This window comes from Stutzerimonas azotifigens DSM 17556 (assembly GCF_000425625.1).
Classification (GTDB): domain Bacteria; phylum Pseudomonadota; class Gammaproteobacteria; order Pseudomonadales; family Pseudomonadaceae; genus Stutzerimonas; species Stutzerimonas azotifigens.
The window spans coordinates 1-24,895 of record NZ_AUDU01000066.1 but is presented as its reverse complement, the minus strand read 5'-3'; the positions used below and the strand labels follow the sequence as shown (position 1 = coordinate 24,895).

The following is a 24,895-nucleotide window of genomic DNA, read 5'->3' as shown; positions in this document are numbered from 1 at the left end:
CCGCCACGTACAAAATGAAAAATATTATCCATCCAAGTCAGCAGTTGAATGCTGCATAAGCGAGCTAACGTTTTCAAGATGCTGCGCAAAGAAATCAAAGTAGCGACTACCACTTGGCAAAAGCACTACAATATTCTCTTTTGCTCTAGTTAAGCCAGTGTAAACAAGCTCCGGCCCATCCAGATCGTTAACGATCATAAAGACCGTGGGCGATTCAAAACCTTTAAAGCTATGAAGAGTCGATAACTTCATTACGCCGCTATTCAGATTGAAGCCTTGCTTACGGCTGGCGCTTAACTTGCGCAACTCCTTCTTTTCTTCAGCACGCCCAAGTCTTTTTCCGCGAACCCTCTCAACATCTTCCTTAGAAGCAAAGCTTGTAATCGTCCGCTCCTGATGACGAGCCCCAGTCCGGATTGCAAAATCGACCTCCCTCAAAACGTCTTCCTTTGACGACACAATGGTAATGTCATTCGGGTGAATGCCTTCGCGCTTCGCAATAGCGATAATGAGCTCAGCAACATCAAGCAACCTCTCAGCTGACCATGTCCCTACGGCACTCAACCCAATCCCTGGCAGAAAAGCGGTTTGCTGATAAGACTCATCCCCATCAAAAGTATATTTTTCTGAAAGGAACTGCTTCTGAAAGGCGACAGACAACTGCAATACCGGAGAATCCTGCTTATACCTGAAGCTTTTAGACAAGTGCTGCCAGCGCCCAAAAGGGGAAATAATGCTTGCCCTTTTCTCTTCATCGACAGCACGCTCATAGATATTCTGTTTCTCATCCGCAAACAGAACCATCTCACCGCCTTCGGCCAGGAAATGCTTCCTTATGATTCGTTGCCACTCAGGCTTATAGTCCTGAGCCTCGTCAATAAGGATGGTTTTGTACCTATCAGCAACATAATTATCTAAAACAGTCTCATTCGAATAATAATGCTCTTCAAGGTATGCACTGGGGTCCACCAAGCCCTCTGGAAACTTCACATCGACTCCAGCACTGCTTAGAGCAGCACTCATAAACTTGTGGTAATTGACTATATGGAAAGCCCCCCAATTGAAGTCTTCGCGAACCTCACTAATTTTGTCTCTGATGAACATGCGAAGCGTCAGGTTGAATGTAAGTATCAACACAGGCTCGCCATGTCGCCTGTGCGCATTCACCGCACGCTTCGCCAAGACTGAGGTTTTGCCCGCCCCTGCCACCCCGCATATCTTGACCCGGGCGCCTTCAACACTCTCAGATAGCCGCGCTTGTGGCTTTGTGTAGAGGATAGGCTTTCCTTCATTGGCGTAATGGAATGGGGGCTGCAGCAGGCGCATGAGCTCTGTATATACGCTCTCCTCAAATCTTGGGTTCTGCTTGCCACCTGAGAATTCAATTTTTTTCAACGAGTCTCGCGCAATGGCTAAAGATCCCACATCGCGATCAATCTGTTTTATCTTGTTGGCAAAATACAGCCGCTTCTTCTCATACTGATCATACCCGAGTTTTTTCTCACGAAACGCCTGTTGAACTTCGTCCAGTTCACTTTGCAGCTCACTTATTGCAGGCTGATAAAATGCTGCAATCTCTTTTTTTGTAGCATTGTGGAAGTACACATAAACCTTTATCAGTCCGTAAAAGGTTTCGCTGGCCATACTTTTTTCAAGCAGGCCGTTTGTGTGCACTTCAAAAAGGTTCTGCTTGTAGGAGAACGCCTGAGCAAAAGGTGACCTCAATAGAGCCTGATTTTTCGCCAAGCGCCATTGATTTTTTGCATCAACACTGTAGTAGGAAAGATCCCAATCCTTGACCTCCACAATAATAGCACCAACCCCTTTTTTGAGGATTACGACATCAGGGCGTTCACCATTGAAGCAAGGCTGAAAGTAAACCTCAGCATCCGGGTCGAAATACTCTTCCAGGTAAGCAAGTAAAAATAGCTCTCCTTCGGTTGGCGGTTGTTTGGAGAGCTTGGCCTTTTCAATTCCCGGAATGACTTTCGCCATACATGACTTTCCCTGAAATTATTTTTATAATTATCATGACTGCTTGTTCAAGCTTGCCACCAAGCTACAGCCAGGTAATTCCTCACTCACAAATATCTACCATCCACTAGGCCATTGAAACAACATCAAAGCATTTTTCCTCAATAAACTGCAGCAGCTTTTTTTGATAAATTTCCGCCCTCATTAATATTACTTCATCTGTATGGGCTTCATTATTTGAAACACCAATACCGTGACCTGTTAACACGCCACCATGTTCCGTCAGAATACAACGGTTGTGAAAAACATCGCTTTCGGCTGCTTCCCTCAGTTCAAAAACTTCAAGTTGCAGACCTCCAAGCCCCCCGTTTAAATCTTGCATAATACGATCTTTGACATGATCAGCTGCTGGGCTTCCACTGCCAGAATTCTTGCCACCACGCTTCTCTTTATAAAAAAGAATTATCTTTGGAGTTTCATCCGTAAGGCGGTTAGGATGGATAGAATTAATCATGTATCGAACAAAGCCTATAGCCTCATCCGACCAGCCAAATGGATCGATAATCACAATATACTTTGTAGATAGGCGTACCAGGTTGCCAACTACGGAAAAAAGCCCTGCATTGGTGCGCTGTATATTTAATTGGTTATAATGATTCCAGATGCTGCCTGGCAAGTACATGCTATCAGGAGTGATGTTGTTTTTTGCGCAAATAGCAGACGAAGACAAAATCACCCCGAAAGGGGCTCGATCGTCTTCGCTGACAACAGCTTCCGACCAAACGGAAGTTTTATGATCGGCCGCATCCCTAATAACGACGGATTCGGTTAACTTATTTACCATTTCTATATAACGCCGACCAGATAGTGACTGGGTATCTTGAGGACTATGCTGAAGCAAGTAGCTACGAAGTTTTGATACCTTTTTCTTTGGAAAGCTACTGACTAGTCTTGGTGTGCCCAACCCGTATTCGCGGAGAAACTCCGCATAGTCACGATCATTTGATGCCCAGGCTGCTAGAACAGTCGGCTCAAGCGCATACTCATAAATCATCACAAAAGCTCCTCCCTGCGCTCAGCAAAAAAGCCATTGGGCCAACGGCTGGTGAACTCGCCATCGCGATCAATTTCGATACGCTTGGCCTTTACCCCACCTGCCGCCGTATCGAGATAAATAATCGACACATCCTCAGGTGCGAGCGGCTTCAGGCCATCAGGCAGTTCGCCTTCTGTGCTTTCGCGAATGCGCCGCTGAATCCGCAAGATCAGATGTTCGCTATGGGTCTCGATCAGGAAGCTGCATTGGCGATTGGCCTGGGTGATCAAATCACCTATGCCCACCTGAATTCGTGGATGCACATGCAGCTCTGGCTGCTCGCAGGTCACAAGCCCCTGGCGCGCCACCACAGCCGCCACAATCAGCGGAAACAGCTGTGAAATCCCCACACCAACCTCGGAGAAGGCTACCTCGCACTGCCGCGCGTCATCCCACAACGCCCATTGATTGCGCACCTGCTCAATAACGGCACCCTTAGGGGTAGCGCTATCAGGCGCTAGCTCCTGCAGAAGCGCTTTCAGCTTCTCCATGTCTATAGGCGCTTTCTGCTCTGACGGATTGCCTTCCTCATCAGCACCGCTGAAGCTGATTTCAAGCTTATCGCCATGCGCATCGAGCATGGCGCGCAACTCGCCCAGACTGTCGTCACCACCGGAATACACCACCTTGCTCACCACCGACTTTGCACGCAGTGAGTAGCCCAGGCCGAGATGCCCCATCCACTGGTTAATCTCGGCCAGCAAGGCGGGCGCTTTGTGCTGGCGGCTGAGCGCACTAACTACGTCCCAGGCAGCCGCGCCGCTGTACCAGTCTTTCTGCTCGGGGTAAGGATTAGGCTGGCGCAAGGCATCGGGCACCATGCGCAGCGGGCCGATGCACAGACTCTGATTAAGCAGTGTCAGCAGGTTATCTAACGGAGCTACCAACACATCCGAGAGAATTTCATGCAGCCGTGTGGTGATACGCGGGTCGTCGTGTTCGACGGTTGTTTCCAATCGCTTGCCCAGCAGCGGTAAGGCGCCAGCAAAGCCTTTAAAACCCAGCTCGGCATGGGCAAAGGTCATTTCAGGCAAATGCCAGGAATCGCGGCGGCTAACCTGCTGGGTGGGACGCTGAGCGTTTAATAGCTCATGGAAGACGCTTACAAAGCCTTCGGCTTCGCGCTCCGGAGCTTCGTCCAAATCAAGTTCGGCCAGCAAAGCGGGATGTTGATAATTGAGCCAGGCCAGCACCGGCTGCTTCATCCCGGCATCGCTGGTCAGCTCAGCGATCAGCGTATCGTCCAACCACAGCTTGTAGCAGGCCACATAGGCAGTTTCGGCTGATTTAGACCAGGCGATATGCAACTCCACAGCAAAGCGTGCGGCATCGGCGGTTGGGCTGTCGACGGTGAGGCCAAGGTCCTCGTTGATGAGCTCGTACAGCTGGTTGTAGCTGGCCCCGATGCTGCCGGACTTATCGACCTGCAGCTTGATGGCAATGCGCTTATTCAGATCACCACCATTCACCAAGCTGGCAAAGCCACCGATGTGTTTTTCGCCCAGCACATCAATTCGCTGCGGGTCGCAGTGGCCTTTGGCGAGGATTTGCTGCAGATAAAACAACGCCTGCAGCACCGAGCTTTTGCCGACGCTATTCGGCCCAAACATCAAGGTTACCGGCGCAAGCGGGATAACCTGGGTGGCCTGAAAGGAGCGAAAGTTGGTGAGGGCTATTTCTGTAATGCGCATGACTTTTATGCTCTAGCTCGGCCTATAGCCGGCAAATGGCTTATTCGTAATTTTTAGGTAGTAGTGGCCCAGCCGATGCGTGAGCTCGCGCAGCGGCTGCCTGGCGGGAATGAAAGCCACCAAGGCCTGCTTTCGACTGGGCCATACAACATTCGGGATTCAAGGAACCAAAGCCAGCAAATTCTCAACGAGCTCTTTCAGCTCCGAGCGCAGCTCAGCGCTCTCTTGGTACATCGAACGCTGAAGAATTTGTTCAGCGGTCATGTGTGGCCAGAGCTTGTCGATCAGATCATCACCCTTAATACCCACCGCTTTGCCGATGATTTTCTTAGCGTCGCAGGTGTCAGTGAAATTCACCCTAACCCCGGTTCTCGCATCAATCATGTCAGGGCACAGGTAGTTTTCGATTTCCCGTTTGCGCGTCGAGTAGAAGGGGCGCCCGCGTGCTTCGACTTCCTGTTTGCGCTTTGCGATTGAAGCGACCTGCTCCGGGCTGCCGCCGATGTCGGAGTCCAGGAACACGCACCAGGGTAGCCCGAGGTCATCGGCGAGATTGAGGGTGACCCAGTGCTTCACGCTGCCACAGCCGCCAATCAGGATCGGAACGATGCCGGCATCCTCAAGACTGGACTGGAGATGCCCGCCAGCCTTCAGGGTATTGGCCGCATGGCGGAGGAAGGTGACGTCTGACTTGCCTTCAACCAGCACCACGCCCTTTGCCCGCTCCATACCCGTCTCGGGCAATACGCCAAGGCTCTCAGCCGCTTCTTTCAGCACATCGTTATCTGGCATCTTGACGAAGGGGATGCCGTTTTCGTCCTTGGTGACATAGCGGATGCCGTCGATGGGCATCAGGCCGGCCAGGGCGGGAACGTGGGTGGTGACAATGATCTGCCGGTTGGGCTGGTTGGAAAGTTCCAGCAGCGCCTTCATCAGCATCATCTGGTAGTTCGGGTGCTGGGAGGTTTCTGGCTCTTCGATGGCGTAGATGACATTACGCTGGGAGCCCACCACCGCCTTCTCCGCCTCGGCGCGGAAGAAGTTGAGCAGAATCAGGCGGCGCACGCCGCTGCCGCGCTTGTTGATCGGAATGCCATTCTCACCATCCAGAGTGAAGCTGAAACTCCACTTGGGCTTTTCCTTGAAGCGTGGGGTCAGTTCGTTGGCCAGCTCTGGAGCCATTTCCCGCAACTTGTCGAGGGTGCGGGCGGCGACATCGAGGACGCTGGCTTCGATCTGCTGCTCCAGTGCGCTGATTTCATTCTGCAGCGCAGCCTGGGCTTCCTTGACCGCTTGCTGCAGGGGGTTCTTGGCTTCGGCGTCACCATCGCTGCTTTCACGATCCGCCTTGAACAGGGCGAAGGTGGGCAGCTGGGCCTCGATTTTTTCCCAGATAGATTTGCTGTCAGTCGAAAGTCCTTTGCTGACGTCGAGCAGCATCTCCTGACAGGCGATAGGCTGTGCTGCCGCACGGATAGCCTGCCGCCACTGTGAGGCCACGCGCTTGTCTGCCACTTGCTCAGCAATGCCCTGCTGCTCACCGAGCTTTTTCAGTTCGGCCATTTTCAGGCTTAGCAACCCAGCCAGCGCCTCATCCGCAGGGTGCTGGCAGCGGATAGCGGTTCGCTCCAGCTTGCCGGTGCTGGCCTTGAAGGTTTTGACGATCTCCAGCGCGCCCTCGGCGTTAAGCAGGTACTCCTGCGCCAAGGAAGTCTCGGCATTCTCATCCAACACCAGTGCTTCAGGCAGGCCGTCAAACTCACAGGCAATCTCGAACTGCTCGGCGCCCTCAGCCAGGCTGAAGCAGTTCATATCGCTCTTGTCGGCCTTGACGTCGCCGCTCTCGAAGAAGATGGCCAGGGCTTCGAGGATGGTCGATTTGCCATAGTCATTGCGGCCGACGATGCCGGTCATGGCTTCGTCGATGGGAATGACGGTGGTGGCGCGGTAGCCGCGAAAATGGGTGAGTTTGACGGATTTGAGGCGCATGGGGATTTCCTTATCTATAGCTGGCCGGAGAATGCTCTATTACTTAGAGCCGAGAACAAGCTCTCATCATTTTGAGCCTGAACCAAAAGCGCAGCCTGAACATTTCCCACTCGCTCAAAGTGATCTACAAATTTCTTTTGATCTTCTTGACCAGGCACAGGCAGCATCGTCCTACCCATGATTTCCATGGTTATGTACTTTGTGCTTGATCCTTTTGACGCATACTTCAAATTTGAAAGCTGATATTGAAGTGCAAACTTATTAAACGGGTAGCTCCAAGTCGAATCCCTTAGAGTCAATACATACGTGCGTTGATATGCATTAAATCTACCCTTGTAATGCTTAACATCATAATCAGCTTGAGCATTATTCCCCGCCAACAACAGCGCCTCCTGATCGAAGGCGTACTCATCAATAGCAAAAACCTCTTTGGCACAGGTAAAGAAAGGATATTTGCCACCTTCAGTCGCCGCATTTGAATTAAGTTTACCGGTCCTAATATCAAAAACCTCAGTCATCGGCAAAACATCCGCATTCTTGGGATTAGAGTTTGGATCACCAAACATGTCCAGAAACACGGCGCGGAGAAAGTCGTCGGCGAGCTGGATAGCTTGCTGGCGTTTGCGGCGGATGGCATCGGCCTTGTCGAGGATAGCGGCAATGCGCTTTTGCTCGGGTAGAGGTGGCAGCGGGATCTCCACCTTAGTGAGCCCTTGGCCTGTGATTTGAGGCTGAGCAGTCCCTGAAATAACATCCTGAAAGCCGCGCTCACCGAGATAGTAATAGAGATATTTAATATCGACTCGCGAGCCATCCAAATCATCCAATGCCATTGCATTGCCGTTAATGTAAGACCTTGGCTCTGAAATATGGACATTTCCACAAGTCCCACGACAGGCGATCATCAGCGTTGGATGCTCGTGAGTGAACTCAGAGTAAAATCCGATTTTTCCATTCGCCCCATAAACTGGATATCCATCATCTAATAAACTGCTAGTAGTGATAGTTTTCCACTGCCGCGGGCGACATATTTCATGCAGCTTAACCAACGGCCAACTCACAGCATCTCCTCCAGCTCATCCAGATCCGCCAGAATTTCCTGCTCCAGCCCTTTAAGCCGTTGCAGTATCACCTTCGGGGCTTCGTACTGCTCCTGCTGGTACTCCACTTCCTTGTAGCGGTTGATGGAGAGGTCGTACTTGTTGGCGACGATATCTTCGGCGGGCACGACAAAAGCCTTCTTGCGCTTGTCGCCGAACAGGGTGTTGATGGTGCTGACGCTGATATTGCCCTCCACCATCTGCCGGTATTTGTGCCACTGGGCGATGGCATCGGGCAGGTCGTTATCCTCTTCCGGATTCCGTCGGTCATCTAATGAATAACCATCTTTCTTAAGATCGTAGAACCACACCCGCTCGGTGCTGCCGCCCTTGGTGAAGATCAGAATGGCGGTGCTGACACCGGCGTAGGGTTTGAACACGCCGCCGGGCAAGCTGACGATGCCTTCCAGCTGGTTGTTGTCGAGTAGCTCCTGGCGCAGCTGCTGGTGCGCCTTGGACGAGCCGAACAACACGCCGTCCGGCACGATCACGGCGGCGCGGCCACCGAGCTTAAGCGAGCGGAGGATATGGGCGACGAACAGCAGTTCGGTCTTCTTGGTTTTCACCAGGCCGAGCACGTCGGGGTTGGTGTTGGTTTCGTCCAGGCTGCCTTTGAACGGCGGGTTGGCCAGCACCACGTCGAAGAAGTCCTGCTCCTGACGCGGGTAGTGCTCCTTGATGGATTTGCTCAGGGAGTCCTGGTAGCGGATGTTCGCGCCGTTCACGCCGTGGAGCATCATGTTCATGCTGGAGACGCGCAGCATGGTGGTGTCGAAGTCGAAGCCCCAGAACATCTGGCTGTTGATGTGCTGGCGGTAAGGTTCGAGCAGATCGCCTGAGTAATGCAGGTTGCCGTCTTCGTCAGTGAAGGTGCCTTGCGGGCTGGAATGCACGCGGTTGAGGTACTCCATGGTACGGGCGAGGAAGCCGGCGGTGCCGCAGGCCGGGTCGCAGATCACCTCGGTCGGCTGCGGGGCGATCAGTTCGATCATCGCGTCGATGATGTGGCGCGGGGTGCGGAACTGGCCGTTGATGCCGGCGGTGGTGAGCTTGCTCAGCAGGTATTCGTAGATATCGCCCTTCACGTCGCTCTGGGTCAGCGGCAGGTCGTTGACCATTTCCACAGCGGAGGTCAGCACGGACTCGTTCTTGATCTCCAGATCGGCGTCCTGCATGTATTCGCCGATGTGTCCCAGCCCCTCCAGAGCGCTGCCCTCCTCGCCCAGGCCATCGACCGCATCGGACTTTCTTCCCAGCTTCGCAAAGTAGGGGTAGACGTTTTGCTTGAGGTGCTTGTGCAGCTCCCGGCCGCTCATGTTGCGGAAATTCTTCCAGCGCAGTAGCTGGCCTTCCGGCGTATTGGGGAACAGACGGTCGAAGGGCTTGCCGGTGCGGTTGGCTTTGCGCTCGGCCACGTCTTCCTGCATGTCGAGCATGCGGGCGAACATCAAGTAGCTGATCTGCTCGATCACGGTCAGCGGGTTGGTGATGCCGCCAGTCCAGAATTTTTCCCAGAGCTTGTCGATATCGTTGCGGATTATGCCGGTGAGCATTCAGTGGTCTCGATCTGTAGGTTGTGCGGCCATCAGGCGGGGGTGCCGGGCTGGTCGGGGTTCTTCAAAAAGGGTTTGAGCACGGCCACCAGCTCGGTGACATCGGCGGGGGCGAACACGCCGTCGATGCCCTCGTGGGAGATGCTGGAAAACGGCGCGTCGTAGAGCGTTTCAATCACGATGCTGCCGTGCTGGGCGATGTAGTTTTTCAGCAGATTCATAAAGCGCACCTGCTGGGCGGTCAGGCTTGGGTGCGCATGGAGGAACTGCTTGAAGTGTTCCTCGATGGCGTGTGCATCCAGGCCGATGATCTCGCGCACCGTGAGGTGCAGTTGATCCGCTGTGCGACCGTAGAACTCGTTGAGCACCTCCAGGCTGACGCCGGGGTGGCTGGTGAGGATGGTCGAGGTCAGGGTTTTCAGCTCGCTCTCGGCAATGGGTTCGCCCTTGTGGATTTTCTGCAGGGTCGGGTTGGCGGCGAGCATGCCGGCAAGGATGTCCTTGAGGCGGCGGCGGTAGATCATCGCTTCGCTGGCACCGGCAATCACCACCTTGCGCTCACTCTCTTGAACGCCATCGTCGCCGGTACGGGTACTGGGCATGGCATAGCCGCCCGTGCTGCCGGTTTGCCGGTATTTCATGATGCCGCGCAGTTCCTTGCGGGCGTTTTCCAGCTTGTCGATGCCCGGCTGCAGCCAGAAGTCGGCGCTGCGTACTTCGGCGATCAGGGCATCCTTCTGGCGGACGGCCTGAATGTTGACGGCGAGCTTGTCCAACTCGGCCAGCAGGGCAATTTTGCCGTCCTCGAAGCAACTGGCCTGCTCGACCAGGCAGCACTGAATGCCAGCGATCAACTTATCCAGCGCGGTGGCGTGTTTATCCCGCAGTACGCGAGCCGACATCAGCGGGGCGATGGTGTTGGCCAGCAGGTGTTGGGTTTTGCCATCGAACTGCTGCAGCTGTTGGGTTTGTTGCAACTGGTGCACGGCGCGCAGCTCACGCTTTACCGCCACGCTGGTGTCGGGCAGGTCGTTGATGTCAGCCCTCAACAACGCAATGGCGGCATCGAAGGCAGCGGCATGGTTGTGACGCAGGGCGGCCTGGGCCAGCGCCAGGCGGGCTTCGAAGGTGGTTTGCAGCAGGGATTTGCTGCCGGTGTCTTCCGGCTCCTGATATTCCTGCTCGAAGAAATCGAAGTTGCCATAGTGGTCGAAGATCAGAAACTCGGTTTTGTCTTTACCAGGGCCAAACAGGTTGGGGCGCAGGCGCGTGCCGCGGCCGATCATCTGCCAGAACTTGACCCAGGATTTGACCGGCTTGGCGAACACTAGATTGACCACTTCGGGTACGTCGATGCCGGTGTCGAGCATGTCGACCGAAATGGCGATGCGGAAGTCGTTATCCGGCTTTTTGAATTCCTTGATCAGGGTGTCCACATGCGGGATGGCGTTGTGGATGACCTTGCAGACCTTGGTGCCGTACTGCGGATAGAGCTTGCAGAAGAGCTTTTCCAGGTGCTCGGCGTGGTCCTGACGCTGAGCGAAGACGATGGTTTTGCCGACCAGTGAGCCGGTCTCATCCTTGATGCCGTTGTTGATCAGGTTTTCCAGGATGATGCGGTCGGTGTCTTCGCTGAAGATTTTGCGGCCAATGTCCTTGCCGGCGATGGTGGTGCGCCTGGCTTCCTCCTCGCCGAGGTCCTCTTCGAGCTGGCGCTTCTGCTCGTCGCTGAGGTCGTTGTAGTGGATGCCGTCGCGTAGGAAGTCCGTGGTGAGATCCTTCACGCGGAATGGCACCAGATACGGCGGCTCATTATTGATGGCAGCATCGAGGCCGAACTCGAAAGTCGGATCGGTGGTTTCGCAGTCGAAAATATCGAAGGTGTTGCGGCTGATGAACTTCACCGGGGTGGCGGTGAGGCCGACCTGCAGCGCGTCGAAGTAGTCGAACAGGTCGCGGTACTTGTTGTAGATGCTGCGGTGGCTTTCGTCGGCGATGATCAGGTCGAAGAAGCCCACATCAAGCTGGGCGAAGCGGTTCATCATGCCCGGGTAGGTGGCGATGTAGATGCGCGCGGTCTGGTCGACCTTGCCGGTTTCGCCGATCACACAGCGCGGCTCGCTGGGCAGGTTTTGCTTGAAGGCGTCATCGGCCTGCACGCGCAGCTCTTTGCGGTCGCAGAGGAACAGCACGCGCTTGGCCCAGCCGGTGCGCAGTAGCAATTCAGCTAGGGCGATAGCTACGCGGGTTTTGCCGGTGCCCGTGGCCTGGATGATCAAGGCTTTACGGCGCTGCTGCTGAAAGTGGGCTGCGACGGTTTTGATCGCTTCGATCTGGTAGGGGCGGTCGGCGATGCTCAGCTCGGGGTTGTGTTTCTCCAGCGCGGGGACGCGGTACTGGCGCTGGTAGGCGAGGTATTCCAGGCTGTCCTTGCTGTAGATGCCGTAAACCGGGCGGTAGGTGTTGTACTGCTTGTCGTCCCAGATAAAGGTTTCGTAGCCGTTGCTGTAGAAAATCACCGGGCGCTGCATGCCCATGCGCTCGAAGCCATCGGCGTACATGCGGGCCTGTTCGCGCCCGGCTTGCAGGCTGACATTGCCGGATTTCTTGGCCTCGATCACGGCCAGGGGCTGGCCGTTGTCGCCCCATAGCACGTAGTCCGCACGGCCCTTGCCGGAGACGTTGCCGGGGAAGTCGACCTCCACTTCCTGGCCGACCTGCGCGGGGTTGCTGACATCCCAACCGGCTTGCAGGAGCATGGCGTCGATCAGCAATGCGCGCGTTTTGGCTTCGTTCCACTGCAGGCTGTCGGCCACCTTCTGGCTCTGCTGCTGACGCTTTTGCTGGTCAGGCTTGGCGGGCGGGTCGACCTTGTCGAGGTGGCGGGTGCGCTCCTGCTCCAGCTTGTCCATCACGCTCTGCAGCGCTTCCTGCTGCTGGTTGAGTTCCTTCTCATAGCTGGAGACAGTTTTCTGCAGGCTGGCCAGCATTGCCGTTGGGTCTTTGACCTCGGCAAATGCGGGGATCGAAGCCTGCGCGGTGCCGTAATACTTGATGGCCATGTACATGGCCAGTTGGTAGGCCGTTTTCAGAGCCAGTTGGGCATTGCGCAAATCGCCCTCGGCACCGTGGGCGGTGTCGTTGCCCTGGATGCGCAGGAAGTTGATCTGGTGCACCAGGGGCTTGCTGACGCAATCAACAAACACCGGGTTTTTCACCAGGTCGTAGAAGCTCGACTGCGGCATGCGCGGCAGCAGCTCTTCCTTGTAGATGGCTTTGGTCAGTTCTTCGGCAAAGCTGCGCAGACGGGTGAGCGCGCTGCCCGGATCGATGTGCAGTACAGCCTCGGCAAGACCGGCGAGGTTAGCAAGCAGCTCGTTGCCGGGGCGGAGGAACTCGAAGTTGACTGATTTCATAAAGGCGATTCTGTCCATGTCAGTCCTATAGCGAGGACCGTGCCAGTTTTTATTCGATGCCGTATTTGTCCATCCAGTTGCTCAGCGTTTGCTGGCTTTTGAGGCCTAGCAGGCTGGCCGCCCGGGTTTTGTTTTTGCCGGTAAGCGTCAGCGCCTTACGCAGATAATGCCCTGCCACTTCGGCAATTACCTGTTGCAGATCAATACCTTGCGAAACATCCATAGCCAACACATCAGCCTGGGCTTGTGGCAATTTGAACATCGCTTGCTCGATATCATGAGCCGTTATCAGATCACCCGAGCACCAGAGCGCTGCGCGCAACAAGGTGGATTGCAGCTCACGAACGTTGCCACGCCAGGGATGCTGAAGGATAAGATTTTTTGCTTCTGCGGAAATTTTCTTATCACCGAGACTGGTGTCCTGGCTGGCAATGCCTGCCAGCAGCGCTTCGGACAGCAACAGCAGATCCCCTTCGCGCTCTCTGAGCGGCGGGAGGTGCAGCACACCCACAGCGATGCGATAGAACAGGTCTTCACGGAAGCGCCCCTGGGCGACTTCCTGCATCAGGTTGCGATGAGTGGCGGTGATCAGCCGCACATCCACCTTTTGCTCCTGATTGGAGCCCACCGGAATGAAGGTACCTTCCTGAAGAACGCGCAGGAGTCGAACCTGCACATCCGATGTGAGTTCGCCGAACTCATCCAGAAACAGCGTGCCGCCATGGGCCTGTTGGAAAACCCCAGGCCGATCGGCAATCGCGCCAGTGAATGCGCCCTTCTTGTGGCCAAACAGGGTGGAGTCGATCAGCTCCGGCACGATGGCACCGCAGTTCACCGCAACAAAGGGCGCTGCAGAACGCAGGCCGGCGTTGTGAATGGCGCGGGCAAACAACTCTTTGCCGGTGCCGGTTTCACCGTAGATCAGCACCGGCACCTGCTTCGCCGCGAGTATTTGCGCCTGCGCCTTGAGCACCAGCATGCGCTCGCTCTGCGTCACGATGCTGTCGAAGGCTGCATCCACGGGGGCATCCAGCCCGGCGAGTTGAACCAGCTTGTCGGTGCTGATGGTATTGGCGGCCGGCACATACTCGGCCGCGATCTCGAAAGGCACTTCGACCTGCTGAACGCCTTGCTCAAGTGAGGACTGGTAGAAGGTCGCCGGATAGCGCGTTTTGCCCAGCAGAATCCACACCGCTTGCATGGCCGGTGTGCCGGGACTGAGCAGAATGGAAAGCTGATTTCCGGAAGTACACAGGCGCTTTAAATGTTGACTTGCGGCCTGGTAGATCTCCCCGAAATGAACGGGGGAAGACAGGGAAACGTAATGCGCGGTGATTGATACATCGACCTGCTGGCGCAGCCAGGCTAGGTAGGGTTCAACGCGCTCGGCGGGGTATGAACAAAGCAGCTCGACTTTATCAACAGCCACAGTATTCAGGGTCGCCAGAATCGGGCCAGCCTCAGCACCTGCAACTGCTTTGAGATCATTCCCGCCCACCCAGCTGGCCAATACGAGCTGCTTCTTTACCACTGTCCCTATACTCCCGCCCCCTCTTGCCCATCAGCAGGCAGGAGAAAAATGTGCTCTGGTTCGCGCCCTGGATAGTAAACCAATCCGTCGATCCGGGTCCTTACATGCCTGACTACATGTTCAAGTTGAGCTGTGACCGGCAGGGGGGGCGGTAACCCAACCCAAACGAAGATTGGCGAATGAATGGAACAGTCTCGCCACTGCCAGGGTAGAACAATGAAGGGGCCTTTCGGCCCCTTTCGAACTTAGTTACCCAGCAGGCTCTCAAGCTTCTCGATCAGATAGTCCAGCGGACTGCGACCCTCCAGGCGCTTCTCGAAAACTTCGTTGCGGTGGTAGGCGACCCAGGTTTCGAGGGCATGCCGATTATCCTTCTCGTAGCCGGAGCCGAGGATGCAAATAAGCTCGGTGCCATGGGGGTTCTCAAGGTAGTGACTCATGGCGGAAGCCAGATGCTTGAGGTACTTATGCTCGCGGGCCTCCACCGATGAATGCAGAGGGGTCACGTTGTCACGTTTGATCAGTTTCATATGGAAGCTCCTCAGGCCTTGAGATTGGCTTTAATCAGGTTGTCGAAGGCGCTGCCATCGCGGCGAGTCAGGTTGGGGACATAGCGCGAATAGACGCGGAACAGCATCTCGGTGGTGGTGTGTCCCATCTGCCTGGCGATCCACTCCGGGTTTTCGCCTGCAGCCAGCCAGAGGGTCGCGGCCGTATGACGGGTTTGGTATGGACGCCGCCTGCGCAAACCCAGGTGACGCAGCAACGGATACCAAACCCGGTCGTTGATGTTGCGGTATGCGTGCGGCGTACCTTCGCGGGTGCTAAAGACAAACTGTCCGCTGCCGGTTTTCTCTCGCTGGCCGAGGAGCGCCTGGTAGACCGGCTCGGACATGTCGATCTCACGCTGTGAACCGTCGTTCTTGGTGTAGTCGAGCTTGCCGCCCACCCAGGTTTCACGGATCAGAATCTGCCGCCGCTGAAAGTCGATGTACTTCCATTGCAGGCCATCAACTTCGGCCGTCCGCATGCCTGTGAAAAAGCGCACGGTGTAGTAGTTGCGGAAGTCCTCACGCACTGTGTTGAGGATCTGCAGCACCTCATCCAAGGTGAAGGGTTCCACGTCTGTCTTGGGGACTTTCAGTGATTTGATGTTGAGATATGGCGAGGTAAACTCGAAGCGGTCAGCTGCCTCACTAAGGATCATGCGCAATGGCGTCATGATGTGGTTGATTCGCGTCGCTGTCAGACTCTGAGCTTTCTGCCCGGGGACTTTGCCGAGTGCCGAGCGGAATGACAGAAGTTCTGCTTTGGTGATGGCGCTGACCTCTTTTTTGCCGAACTCAGGCAGCAAATGCTTATCAAGGGTAAGGCGCACGGTTTTGGCGTGCGTATCACGCCACTCGACCCTCATCTCCTCAAACCACAATTCGGCAAAATCCTTGAACAGTGGTGTTTTCAGCGATGCACAGCCAGCCTGCAGCCGACTGATCTCTTGCACTTTGCTGCTTTGAGGGAAGTAGGTGGCGTAGTCGAAGCAGCCGAGGGTGATTTCCGCCTCTATGCGCTCAAGGATCTTCTCCAGCTTTTTCCGGTTAGCAGGCGTATCAGGCAACGTGGTCTGCTCGCGGCAGCGCTGATCCAGGTAGGTGAAGTCAAAGAACAACTTTTCGTTGTCGGCACGGGCACGAATCTTACCCATGGCAGATGCCTCCACCAGCCATCGGAACCAGCCCAGAAGCCCGCGAGAATTTCTGCATGTCTTCTTCGACAGCTTCCCAGATAAAAAGAATCTTGCGGCCGCCAAAGGGACGGAAGTAGTGAATTCCTTCGAGCAGGACTGAATCTTTCAAACGATTACGGATGGTGCGCGCGTCGTACTTCATGCGCGTGGCCAGTTCCTCGGTAGTCAGGTATGTGTGAGACATGGATATGCCCTCTCTGCTAAATTGAACGACAGCGGATTCTTATGAGCCTATGAATACTCATAATGACCTCCTGCAGATCAATATAACGCTCATTTTGAGCCTTGCAAGAACAAAATGATCTTCTGAAGATCATTTTTGGAGATTGTGATGGTCAAGTGCCATTTGTCTCGCTTACTGGGCGAGCGGAAACTGAAGATCAGTGACGTGGTCAGGGACACGGGGATCAACCGCGGAACTCTCACGCGGCTCTATCACGAGACCGCGCAGAGGGTGGAGCTCAAGGACCTGGAAACGATCTGCCAGTACCTGAACTGCCAGGTGGGGGATTTGCTGGAATTGCAGGATGATCCGGAGGGCTGAATGCCCTCCGGGACTTGGTCAGGCACGGAAATGCCAGTCGACGGAGGCCATCAACATCAGGTAGCGCAAGGCGGCGCCGGAGTGATGGTTCTGCTCCTGAGCATTGGGCTTGGCACCTGGCAAACGCAGCATCACTCGAATGCCTATGTGGCTGTTCTGACCGCTTCGATTCTCCGGGACTTGTTCAATGAACCTCAAACGAGGTTTTCCCAGAACCGTGCGCCAACGACTTTTGGTTTGCCTGGGCGTGCGTTCATCGTAAATGATGAACTCAATATCAGCCCAAGGGACGCCCAGCTCAGATAACAGCCACAGGTACTCACGAGCACTCTGATCATCCCTACCGGGGTAGAAGCGCAGTGTCGTCTCGCTCGCCCAGCAGCGTTCCACGAAATCGTCCAGCACTCGACCAGCTTTGGCTTTATGCCGGCTGCTTAGCAGGCGATAGAGCTGATCCGCATAGGCCACCACCCCGGCCAGACCTCCGTGTTTAGGCGGTCTTGGGACAAGCTCAATTCTATTATCTGAGTCAGAAATTGCTGGGCTCTGCAGGCGATGCTTGCCGAGGCGGCTAATGTACCTCGCCCGTTCCAACATGGCTGATCGATCAGCCTCGGTAAACTCAACCCAGTCCATGTTGACCGACTGCCCCGATGCCTCCGCGTATGCCTCATAGGAGAGCATGGATGAGATTTCATTCATTCTCGTCAGTGCCCATCCACCGTCACTCCTCTGATGGGAAATCAGCGGACGCTTAATTTTTCCTTGGTTGCTGCGCCTATAGACCCGCATGCGGCCGATGATTCTCCGCATGTGCCGAATCTCTGCAGGCAGGCCAGGTGCAGGTAGGTCGTCCGGCTTGTTTGGCAAACTGACCTGGGCAATTTTCGCAATGACATGGCCAGGCGGCCAAAATTCAGGATTCCACTGCCAGCACAGCGCTGATAACCATGGCATGCAATGGATGTAGTAGAGCAAGGATGTTTTGGGACTCGCATGCCCGAGCACAGCGCTGGTGATATGGATCACACGTCGAGTTGCGGACTCCGGGGAGTGAAGAAAGGCTCGATTGAACCGTTCTGTGTCCAGCAGCCATTTCATGGTTTGCGGATGCTCACCGAACAGCAACCCAGCCTCCTGACTAATACCGAATGCTGACGCGGCTAACTTAAACGTCAGCCAAGTCGCGGCCGAATGCCTCAGGTGGTGATAGTGCATATCGCTGCACCCAGTCACCCGGCGTAGTGCGTCATGAATAGCTGGCATCAGTGTTGACTCAGATACCCATCGAGTCTGGAATTCCGGGATACAGAACAAGAATTCCGAATATGGACTCTTCAGCTCTTCGTCATCGCGTAGCTGGGCCAGGCGCTCAATGAGCTGCAACTCATCTGGCTCAAGCAACACGTGAAGTTGCAGCGTCCGTGTCGAGTTGCGTGTTTTTAACGCGCGCTGAGCATGTGGTCGAATAAGCAAGTTGATCGGTCGCTCAAGAACAGTAAATCGCTCAGGCGATAGCCGCTTGAGGTTCTGATGTCGACGCCTTACTGCAGCGGCTCGCGCATCAGGCAGCGAAGGCAATTGCAGGTCTCGACGCAGCAATTTCAGCGCCTCATTGCGGCGCAATCCCAGACGAAATCCGAAGATCATCATGGCTTGAGCAACGATGGCGAGACGTGGTGAGCGCTGGCTCAAAGGGCCTGTGGCTAAGTCCCGGAGGACCAGACGATATTGGTCCTCATTGAGGATCTGAGCATCGACGAACTGAGGTGTTTTCCCAATGCCCAGCGTGCTATAGGGGCTGATTGGCGGATACGCAAAAGTTTTCTGCAGGTGACCATGGAACTCCAACAATCCCTTAGCGAGATTCCTCCTCATAGACGAGGTGGGCTGAGCCTCTAGCATCAGCTCATAGAGCTCCTCAAGCGCATCCGGTGAAACTTCCAAGATCGAGTCGGCACATAGCAGATTGTCCAAACCTACACCGACATCCCGAACATAGTTGGCAACTGTTTTGGGCTGTAACATGTTGCCGTAAAACGAGCGGCCGTGAAGCAGGAGTGCCGCCCAGCCATTGATCAAAGCTTCAAGCGTCTGAGGTGGAGGTATATTCTCGACTGGTGAAATTTGCCGCTTGCGAACTTTTCGGCACAATACAGTCAACCATTCGGGAACATTTTGTCGGGGTCTGCGAAACCGGTGCTTTTTCCGTTTCTGCTTCTCTTCGCTACTTGGTACCGGTGCATTCCTGTTCAAATGCTGCCAAGAGTCCGACAAAACAGAATGCGACACAAAGTTTGATCTTGTAGCATAATTTATTGCCAACTGTGGCAACTGTGTTTGACGCTCAATACGCAGCAACTCAAACACTCGCTCTAGAGAGGCTGGCTGGTTATCAGGGCAAATTTCTCCTTTGGCCAGCGCCGCTTGAATACACCTTAACTTCCCGCCCTTTCGATCCAAGTAAGACCGGCTCTCGGCTAGATCTGCAGCGCAGCGCGACAGAAGCGAGAGCGTTATTGGGTCTGGAAACCACTGCCGGTTCTCAGCCTCAGGTTGACCTCGGATTGAGAGTTGCAACCGGAACTCTGGTATTCCGGATATCCAAATGACCTGCCCAGGATCAAGCTGAGTCAGCGCGTTCAGTTGGGGAATGTCCATCAGAGCGCCATAATAGGCAGCACTCAGTAGAAGCAGCCCAATCCGCGCATGGGGTGTGAGTTCATCTAGATCACGCCTGATGGCGCGCCCCATCGAATCAACCAAGTCTTGACTGGCCGACAGATTCTCTGGGTTGTACAGGTCTGGGTTAATCGGATTAGGGCGGCGCTGCGTTTCGATCGCTATCCGAGCCAGCGGCAAGCTCGGATTAAAACGCTGTGCCCGACGCGTCACATCTAGCAGTGTGTTGCGCAATGTCGAGCTTTCGAGCTGATTCTCGAGATTTTGCATTTCCTTGATGGGAAAGGTACGCAGCGAACGCTGTCCGCAGAGCCATTCACCGATGCTGTTGCCGGAGTTTTGGCAGCGCTCCCGGAGTGTTATCAGATATCCGCTTTTCCACTCTGGGTCATGTTTATCCGGGCTCCAGACAACAGACAGCATTTCATCCGAAAGTCGTGAGCTATTCATGCATCAGCCTCTCCAACCAGGTGGCTGTTGCGAACCGTCCAACCGAGCTCCCGCATGAGTGACAACAAGTAGGTATGAAGGCCCTGGACATAGGTACGCGGACAAAAGCTCGAGTAAATATCTTGTGGTTCTTCGCCGCTCAGCCAATGGCCCATCAGAGCCGACAGTGTCTCAGGCGGACATCCGCGCTCGGCGAGCTCAGTTCTCAAGAACTTACGGAAGCCATTTACTGCATGAGGTGTGAAACCCTCAATCTGGCGCATTACAGCTTTGATATGGAGCGGCCGAATTTCCTCGTAGGAAAGATATGCCCCGTCGGCTAACTGGAGAAAAAAACCGTTAGTAGGGGCCGGCAGCTGGGGTAGATGAGGCTCAAGTTGTGCGGTAATTGCACTGCAGTGAGCCTTATAGGCCTGTAACTGCCGTTTTAACAGGTCAGGCAACACCACAAAGCGACTCATATGCCCATCATCTGCGCCTTTATCACCCAGCGCGCCGCATGCCCCGCGCGATTCAAATACGCCTGCCTGCTTCAACGGGTTACGAATGGCTCGACATCCAGTTGCCATAAAAAGCATCTGCACAGTCCACAACGACAGGCAGTTGTGCCAATGAACAAGCTGCTGAAGGCCTTTTCGAGGGCGTTTACGCAGCACTACCAGCAACGCCTCAAGATTAGCTTTTACCGCATCCAGCCGAAGGCAGTTTCGGGCACCAACAGCCGCCTCCGAAACAGCGGGAATCGGGGCACTAGGAGCCTCCAGGCCCACGGTGGCATATACCGCAGCCAACACCCGCTGAACTGATTGGCAATACAGGCGTCGTAGATGGTTGATGCTGTACTGGCTGTAATACAGTGGAGTGTTGGCCGATAGACAAGGCATCCCCGATAGCATGGTGGCTGCAACCACATCGTGAGTGTCCGCGATGATTTGGCGATGTAGATAGGAACGAACCTTGTGCATCGTGTAGCGAGGATCTTCGCCCCCAAGCTCGTTCAACAGGGTTCGGATTTCACGCTCTAGGTCTTTGACCTTGCAATTGATAACGGCAGAGCCACTCACCGGTGACAGGTCCCGGATTGCCATAACGAGCGCAGCTGCCCCAACCATGTCCGGTACCGAGATTGTTGGCTGAGATGCTCGAACGGCCTCTCGAGGCAAGTGCTCTTCCGCTGCATAGTCCGGTGTCGGTGCAAAAAATCTGAACTCCGCCGGCCCTGCCTCATCAGCCAGAACCAACTCCAGCACCGAGTTCGGGCGCGCATTGCGCTCAGCTATCCGTAGTTTTTTGCAGTCCTCGAGTGAGCGACCGAACCAGAGCATGAGATGAAGTACCAGCAGTGCCTCCAAGCGCCTCCGTATCTGTATCTGCTCCTGGCCAGGAGCATTACGAATTCGTTCCCGACAGAACAGAAATTCATCAGTGACACCGAACAATAGGTTTGCTAGTTCATACTGCGTGAGCAGGTGGTAGCCAAAAGGCAAAAACTGCCTACTGCGAGCAATATGAGCAAGCATGCCCTCATGGCTGAGCAATTCAGCTACATATGGTCTGACCTCACCCCTTGTATCGATCAAACATATTTCACGCGCTGCGGTTATTTCGCCCGGCGGCAGTGCTTCATCTAAATCATCGTCTAGCGGTTGAGACGCCACGAAACTTATATATCCAGGGAGCAAATCTGGGTCGTCTGGATCATCAAGCGGGAACTCGGTAGAACCTTGGCTAATTAGTACACCTAGGCCTGCGCTGTTTGAACCGCCATGGTGACGATGGCCGCCGCCACCGTGACGCTCAGGCGGCTCCTCACCACCTAGGTAGCGGGCGAGACGAACGATCGGTGCGAAGTACTCTGCTAGATAATTAGTTGAATTGCCGGCGTCGAATTGACGGCAGCCCTGAGCAAATACAGCAGGGCTGGACCATATATTGAGATCATCTGGTATGGACAGTATCTGCAGTGCGCAGAGTGCCCGGAGTTCCAAGTACGCGGTGTATCTCTGACCTCGAAGGCCCAAGCCATTAGCCCTTTGCTGATAGGCCACGAGCAGTTGCCCAATAAGACGGTAGTAATCCTGCTCGCTTTCTGAATCAGCAGGTTCGTGCCACAGCGTCGCGTATGGGAACGCGTGTTCTTGTACACCTTTACCGATGACCGGGTTACGTGTACGCCGCTCATCCCCCTGGTAAAACATCGGGCCCAAAGCCGCAATAAAATCAGGCTTGTCTCGGATTGAAATAATCCAACGGCACTCGTCCCGCCAGATTCTGAGATCGCACGCGCTTAGGCTGAGCACTGGCGGTACGTCCATTGCCTCAAGCGTATTCACGAGCCCCTGGATGACTCTAGGGAAATCAATCAGCTGAGGGTGTACATCCAGAAACCTCAGCATCTCCGCTATCACATCAACATCACGCCCAGCATCTGCAGCCAACGCTAGCAGCTGTGCATGCCGTGAGTCAGGGCTGATGTGTGGCTGGTCCATACTCTTCGAATGATTGGATGTATCTGGCATTTATGGGCTCTCACTTTTTGGATTACTAACTGATAGTGAAACTCCCAAGGCCACTGGTTTTGGGGGTAGAGCTACGCGCCAGGTAATTTTATTTTTGAGTTGTTCGAAATTCCGCGCATGCGCGGAAAAATCGTCATATCGACACATCCAATATGCCCAAGGCCATTCTAAAGTGGCGCTACGAGACAGACCTGCTGGCCTACTAGCTAATCTTGACTGGACGGCTGAGATCAGAGTCATGCGGCCCGCTCATTCAAAAATCCGCGCATGCGCGGATTTTGGTATTGGTCGCACTGGCCCAGGTGCTACAAACAATGCCTCGCTATGCAGCTTGGTAAGCCAGGGGTATTCAAAGTCGCACTCTGAATACAAGGCCACGCAAATAATTGCCTGGTCGCCTCATGTATTAGGAGAGAGTACGATGAATGACTGGAAAGCATGCGTTGGGAAAATGAGCGATCGGGAGGTGGCCAGGCGCTTTGGGCTGGGCGCCAGCACCGTTCGACGATATCGCCAATCAAATAACATTCTTGGGTTCTGCCCCGAAGACACCGAGCTGTCACCTGATTTGATTGTGCAACTGGCGACGGAAACCAATTACCGACTGGCAAAAAGATTTGGTGTTTCCATCAACCGAATCAAGCGTGCGAGAGCGGAGCTGAAGATCCCAGAGTCAAAGATCAGTCGTGAGCGTTTCAAACCACTGGAGGACATTTGGACCAGCGAAGCCATAGCTCTACTGGGGATGATGCCGGATACAGAAGTCGCTGACCGTTTAGGCGTCAGTAATTTTCCGGTCAAAAAAATGCGTAGGGAGCTTGGAATACAAGCGTACAAGCGACCGTTGCCCGAAATGACACCCGAAATTATCTCGGAGTTCGGGGGCCTTTCCGACGCCGAGATCGCCCGCCGGCTCAGCGTGTCGGTGAGCTATATCCGCAGGGCGCGGATAAATATGGAGAAGGGCAGCCAGCAATAGATGCAGGTCCGACTCTGATAGAGGGATAGGCAGCCAAACGGAGTGTCTGGCTGCTTCTTACCGGCTCATGTTGTCTCCAGCGCTGCGCGCATCCATTTCGGCATTCTGCAGGCCACTATTTTGCTCAGGTCTTCAGGGCTGAGAGCTTTTTTTATTACAGCAACACACTCCGGCGTAGTACCACCTTTGCCGAGATAAAACAGAGCGCTGATGGTCATCCCCACTTTGGTTCCTGCGCACTGCATCACCATCGGGGCGGCATGCACGAGCCTGATCTCGGCCTTCCCCACGAATAGAGATCGACTGGAGCCGCTCGTGTAATAGATCGGGATGACCGGCATCTGTGTACTCAGCCCGAAACGTCTCACGGCATCAGCGCCGTGGATCTGCAGCTTCCAACGGTTCTGCCTGGCAATCAGATTCACCAAGTCCCAAGGCCCAGGACGATGAACCCGACCAGTGTACTGACTGTATTTCGGCCGCATGTAGATGCCACGGTACACACGCTCAAGCTCGCCACGGCGAACAAGCTGGGCGACTGCCTTGGAGATGGCCGAGCTCGAACCAAGCCCTGCAAGACACCTGATGCTGAAAGGCCTCCCCTTGCGCAGAAACTTAACCCGCTGCGTGACGAGGTGAGACACCGGCGGCTCAGAATGAGGGCGGGACATTGCTATCGTGTCGACTCCAGCGACGAGCAGAGCAACGGCTGATGGAAAGCGATTACCCGACGTCGATACTCATCTTCAGGCCCATCGCTTACCAGGCATTCCTCAAGGCGCCCCAGCGAGAAAATTTGATCGGCAGATGGATAGTGCCTGAGCAGGCTTTTCGCATAGCTGCGGATATCCTGCGGTAACCCCGAATGACGGGAGAGTTCACGCAGGAACTCCTCTGTTTTGAGGATGGCGCGTGTTCTTTCGTAAGGGAGGGTCAATCTCGTTATCTCCTGGTCATGAACTCAAAGCCCCGGGTAGCTGGCTCACCATCGTCCACCACACTGCGAATAGTTCAGCGCTGCGGCCATTGGGAGATTCAATACGGCCCAATCCTGATCAGCACCTGCGATCAGGATCGCGCTCCGTCTCGGCCTCCTGTTGTTCCATCCACTTGGCCAGGCCCCACAGCGTGGTTCCCAGCGCCAGCAGGAGCCAAAGCAACCATTGAGGAACTTGATATTGGGCGCTTAGCCAGAGACCTGCCCCACCGCAAAGCATCACCACGAAAAACCATCTCATCAGCGTGCGCTCCCGATTACTTACGAGACACACGGTAACTCGATGTTCCGCTGCGCTAACGTAGATGCCGCAAATTTCGTCAGCTCCCAGATTAGGAAATGAGGGTTCATTTGACTATTTCGGCGAAGGTGTTCCTGTGATCCAAGGCGCTCGGCAAATTCCGGTGGATGCAAAACTGGGGCGAGCGCTGGACTCCCGTCGCCCTGTAAACCGCGCAGTAAGTGGTGAATTTCCCTGTGTCGCTGTCTGACCGGAATGCTGTGCGCAGGCAGTCAACCAGCCCCGACCATACTTTCCAGCGCAACCGGAAACAGCCGAGCGCTCCTGGTCGCGTCATCAGACCGGAATCTGGCGAGCGCGAGATCGCGGCTCGGCCATGGTGCGACTCA

At 54.8% G+C, this 24,895-nt stretch carries 18 protein-coding genes; 2 read left to right on the top strand and 16 right to left on the bottom strand.

The window, feature by feature from the left end; all coding sequences use genetic code 11:
- Positions 1-24 precede the first annotated feature (24 nt).
- From H610_RS0106815 to H610_RS24745, 11 genes are all read right to left on the bottom strand, one after another.
- The gene (locus tag H610_RS0106815) at positions 25-1,995 is read right to left on the bottom strand and encodes a nuclease-related domain-containing DEAD/DEAH box helicase (protein WP_084166387.1); all 1,971 of its coding nucleotides are present in this window, start codon (positions 1,993-1,995) and stop codon (positions 25-27) included.
- Between the two features lie 106 nt (positions 1,996-2,101).
- Entirely contained in the window at positions 2,102-3,028 is a 927-nt protein-coding gene (locus H610_RS25350; protein ID WP_152529055.1) for a hypothetical protein, read from the bottom strand.
- Positions 3,028-4,761 carry an AAA family ATPase gene (locus tag H610_RS23380; RefSeq protein ID WP_051231550.1) on the bottom strand — a complete coding sequence of 578 codons (1,734 nt, stop codon included), beginning with the start codon at positions 4,759-4,761 and terminating at the stop codon, positions 3,028-3,030. The genes H610_RS25350 and H610_RS23380 overlap by 1 nt, the downstream gene beginning before the upstream one ends.
- Before the next feature lie 159 nt (positions 4,762-4,920).
- Positions 4,921-6,750: an AAA family ATPase gene (locus tag H610_RS0106800; protein ID WP_028238984.1), complete on the bottom strand. Its 1,830-nt coding sequence runs from the start codon at positions 6,748-6,750 to the stop codon at positions 4,921-4,923.
- Positions 6,751-6,764: 14 nt separating this feature from the next.
- Positions 6,765-7,811, bottom strand: a complete 1,047-nt coding sequence (locus tag H610_RS24750; protein ID WP_152529054.1) for a restriction endonuclease subunit S — start codon at positions 7,809-7,811, stop codon at positions 6,765-6,767.
- A complete protein-coding gene (locus H610_RS0106795; protein WP_028238983.1) occupies positions 7,808-9,403 on the bottom strand; it encodes a type I restriction-modification system subunit M in 1,596 nt (531 codons plus the stop codon). The genes H610_RS24750 and H610_RS0106795 overlap by 4 nt, the downstream gene beginning before the upstream one ends.
- Before the next feature lie 32 nt (positions 9,404-9,435).
- A complete protein-coding gene (locus H610_RS0106790) occupies positions 9,436-12,819 on the bottom strand; it encodes a type I restriction endonuclease subunit R (protein WP_028238982.1) in 3,384 nt (1,127 codons plus the stop codon).
- Positions 12,820-12,868: 49 nt separating this feature from the next.
- Positions 12,869-14,350 carry a sigma-54 interaction domain-containing protein gene (locus H610_RS0106785; protein WP_028238981.1) on the bottom strand — a complete coding sequence of 494 codons (1,482 nt, stop codon included), beginning with the start codon at positions 14,348-14,350 and terminating at the stop codon, positions 12,869-12,871.
- 245 nt (positions 14,351-14,595) lie between these two features.
- Positions 14,596-14,880, bottom strand: a complete 285-nt coding sequence (locus tag H610_RS0106780) for a hypothetical protein (RefSeq protein ID WP_028238980.1) — start codon at positions 14,878-14,880, stop codon at positions 14,596-14,598.
- A gap of 11 nt (positions 14,881-14,891) precedes the next feature.
- A complete protein-coding gene (locus tag H610_RS0106775) occupies positions 14,892-16,052 on the bottom strand; it encodes a site-specific integrase (protein ID WP_028238979.1) in 1,161 nt (386 codons plus the stop codon).
- Positions 16,045-16,278, bottom strand: coding sequence for a hypothetical protein (locus H610_RS24745; protein WP_003292744.1), 234 nt, complete (start codon positions 16,276-16,278; stop codon positions 16,045-16,047). Before H610_RS24745 ends, H610_RS0106775 begins: the two co-directional genes overlap by 8 nt.
- A gap of 162 nt (positions 16,279-16,440) precedes the next feature.
- On the opposite strand from H610_RS24745, the gene H610_RS0106765 reads away from it, so the two are divergent.
- Positions 16,441-16,638, top strand: a complete 198-nt coding sequence (locus H610_RS0106765; protein WP_425537205.1) for a helix-turn-helix domain-containing protein — start codon at positions 16,441-16,443, stop codon at positions 16,636-16,638.
- Positions 16,639-16,656: 18 nt separating this feature from the next.
- On the opposite strand, the gene H610_RS25345 is transcribed toward H610_RS0106765, so the two are convergent.
- Both H610_RS25345 and H610_RS25340 read right to left on the bottom strand, forming a co-directional pair.
- On the bottom strand, positions 16,657-19,770 hold the full coding sequence (locus H610_RS25345; RefSeq protein ID WP_043237862.1) for a tyrosine-type recombinase/integrase: 3,114 nt from the start codon (positions 19,768-19,770) through the stop codon (positions 16,657-16,659).
- Entirely contained in the window at positions 19,767-22,289 is a 2,523-nt protein-coding gene (locus H610_RS25340; RefSeq protein WP_152529053.1) for a site-specific integrase, read from the bottom strand. The genes H610_RS25345 and H610_RS25340 overlap by 4 nt, the downstream gene beginning before the upstream one ends.
- A gap of 421 nt (positions 22,290-22,710) precedes the next feature.
- Between H610_RS25340 and H610_RS0106745 the strand changes: the two genes are divergently transcribed.
- Positions 22,711-23,268: a hypothetical protein gene (locus H610_RS0106745; RefSeq protein WP_028238976.1), complete on the top strand. Its 558-nt coding sequence runs from the start codon at positions 22,711-22,713 to the stop codon at positions 23,266-23,268.
- 65 nt (positions 23,269-23,333) lie between these two features.
- Here the strand turns inward: H610_RS0106745 and H610_RS0106740 are convergent, their stop codons facing one another.
- From H610_RS0106740 to H610_RS23370, 3 genes are all read right to left on the bottom strand, one after another.
- Entirely contained in the window at positions 23,334-23,939 is a 606-nt protein-coding gene (locus H610_RS0106740; protein WP_023095076.1) for a DUF6088 family protein, read from the bottom strand.
- 2 nt (positions 23,940-23,941) lie between these two features.
- A complete protein-coding gene (locus tag H610_RS24740; protein WP_080773458.1) occupies positions 23,942-24,205 on the bottom strand; it encodes a BPSL0761 family protein in 264 nt (87 codons plus the stop codon).
- Between the two features lie 118 nt (positions 24,206-24,323).
- Positions 24,324-24,506, bottom strand: coding sequence for a hypothetical protein (locus tag H610_RS23370; protein WP_043237860.1), 183 nt, complete (start codon positions 24,504-24,506; stop codon positions 24,324-24,326).
- Positions 24,507-24,895: the final 389 nt, after the last annotated feature.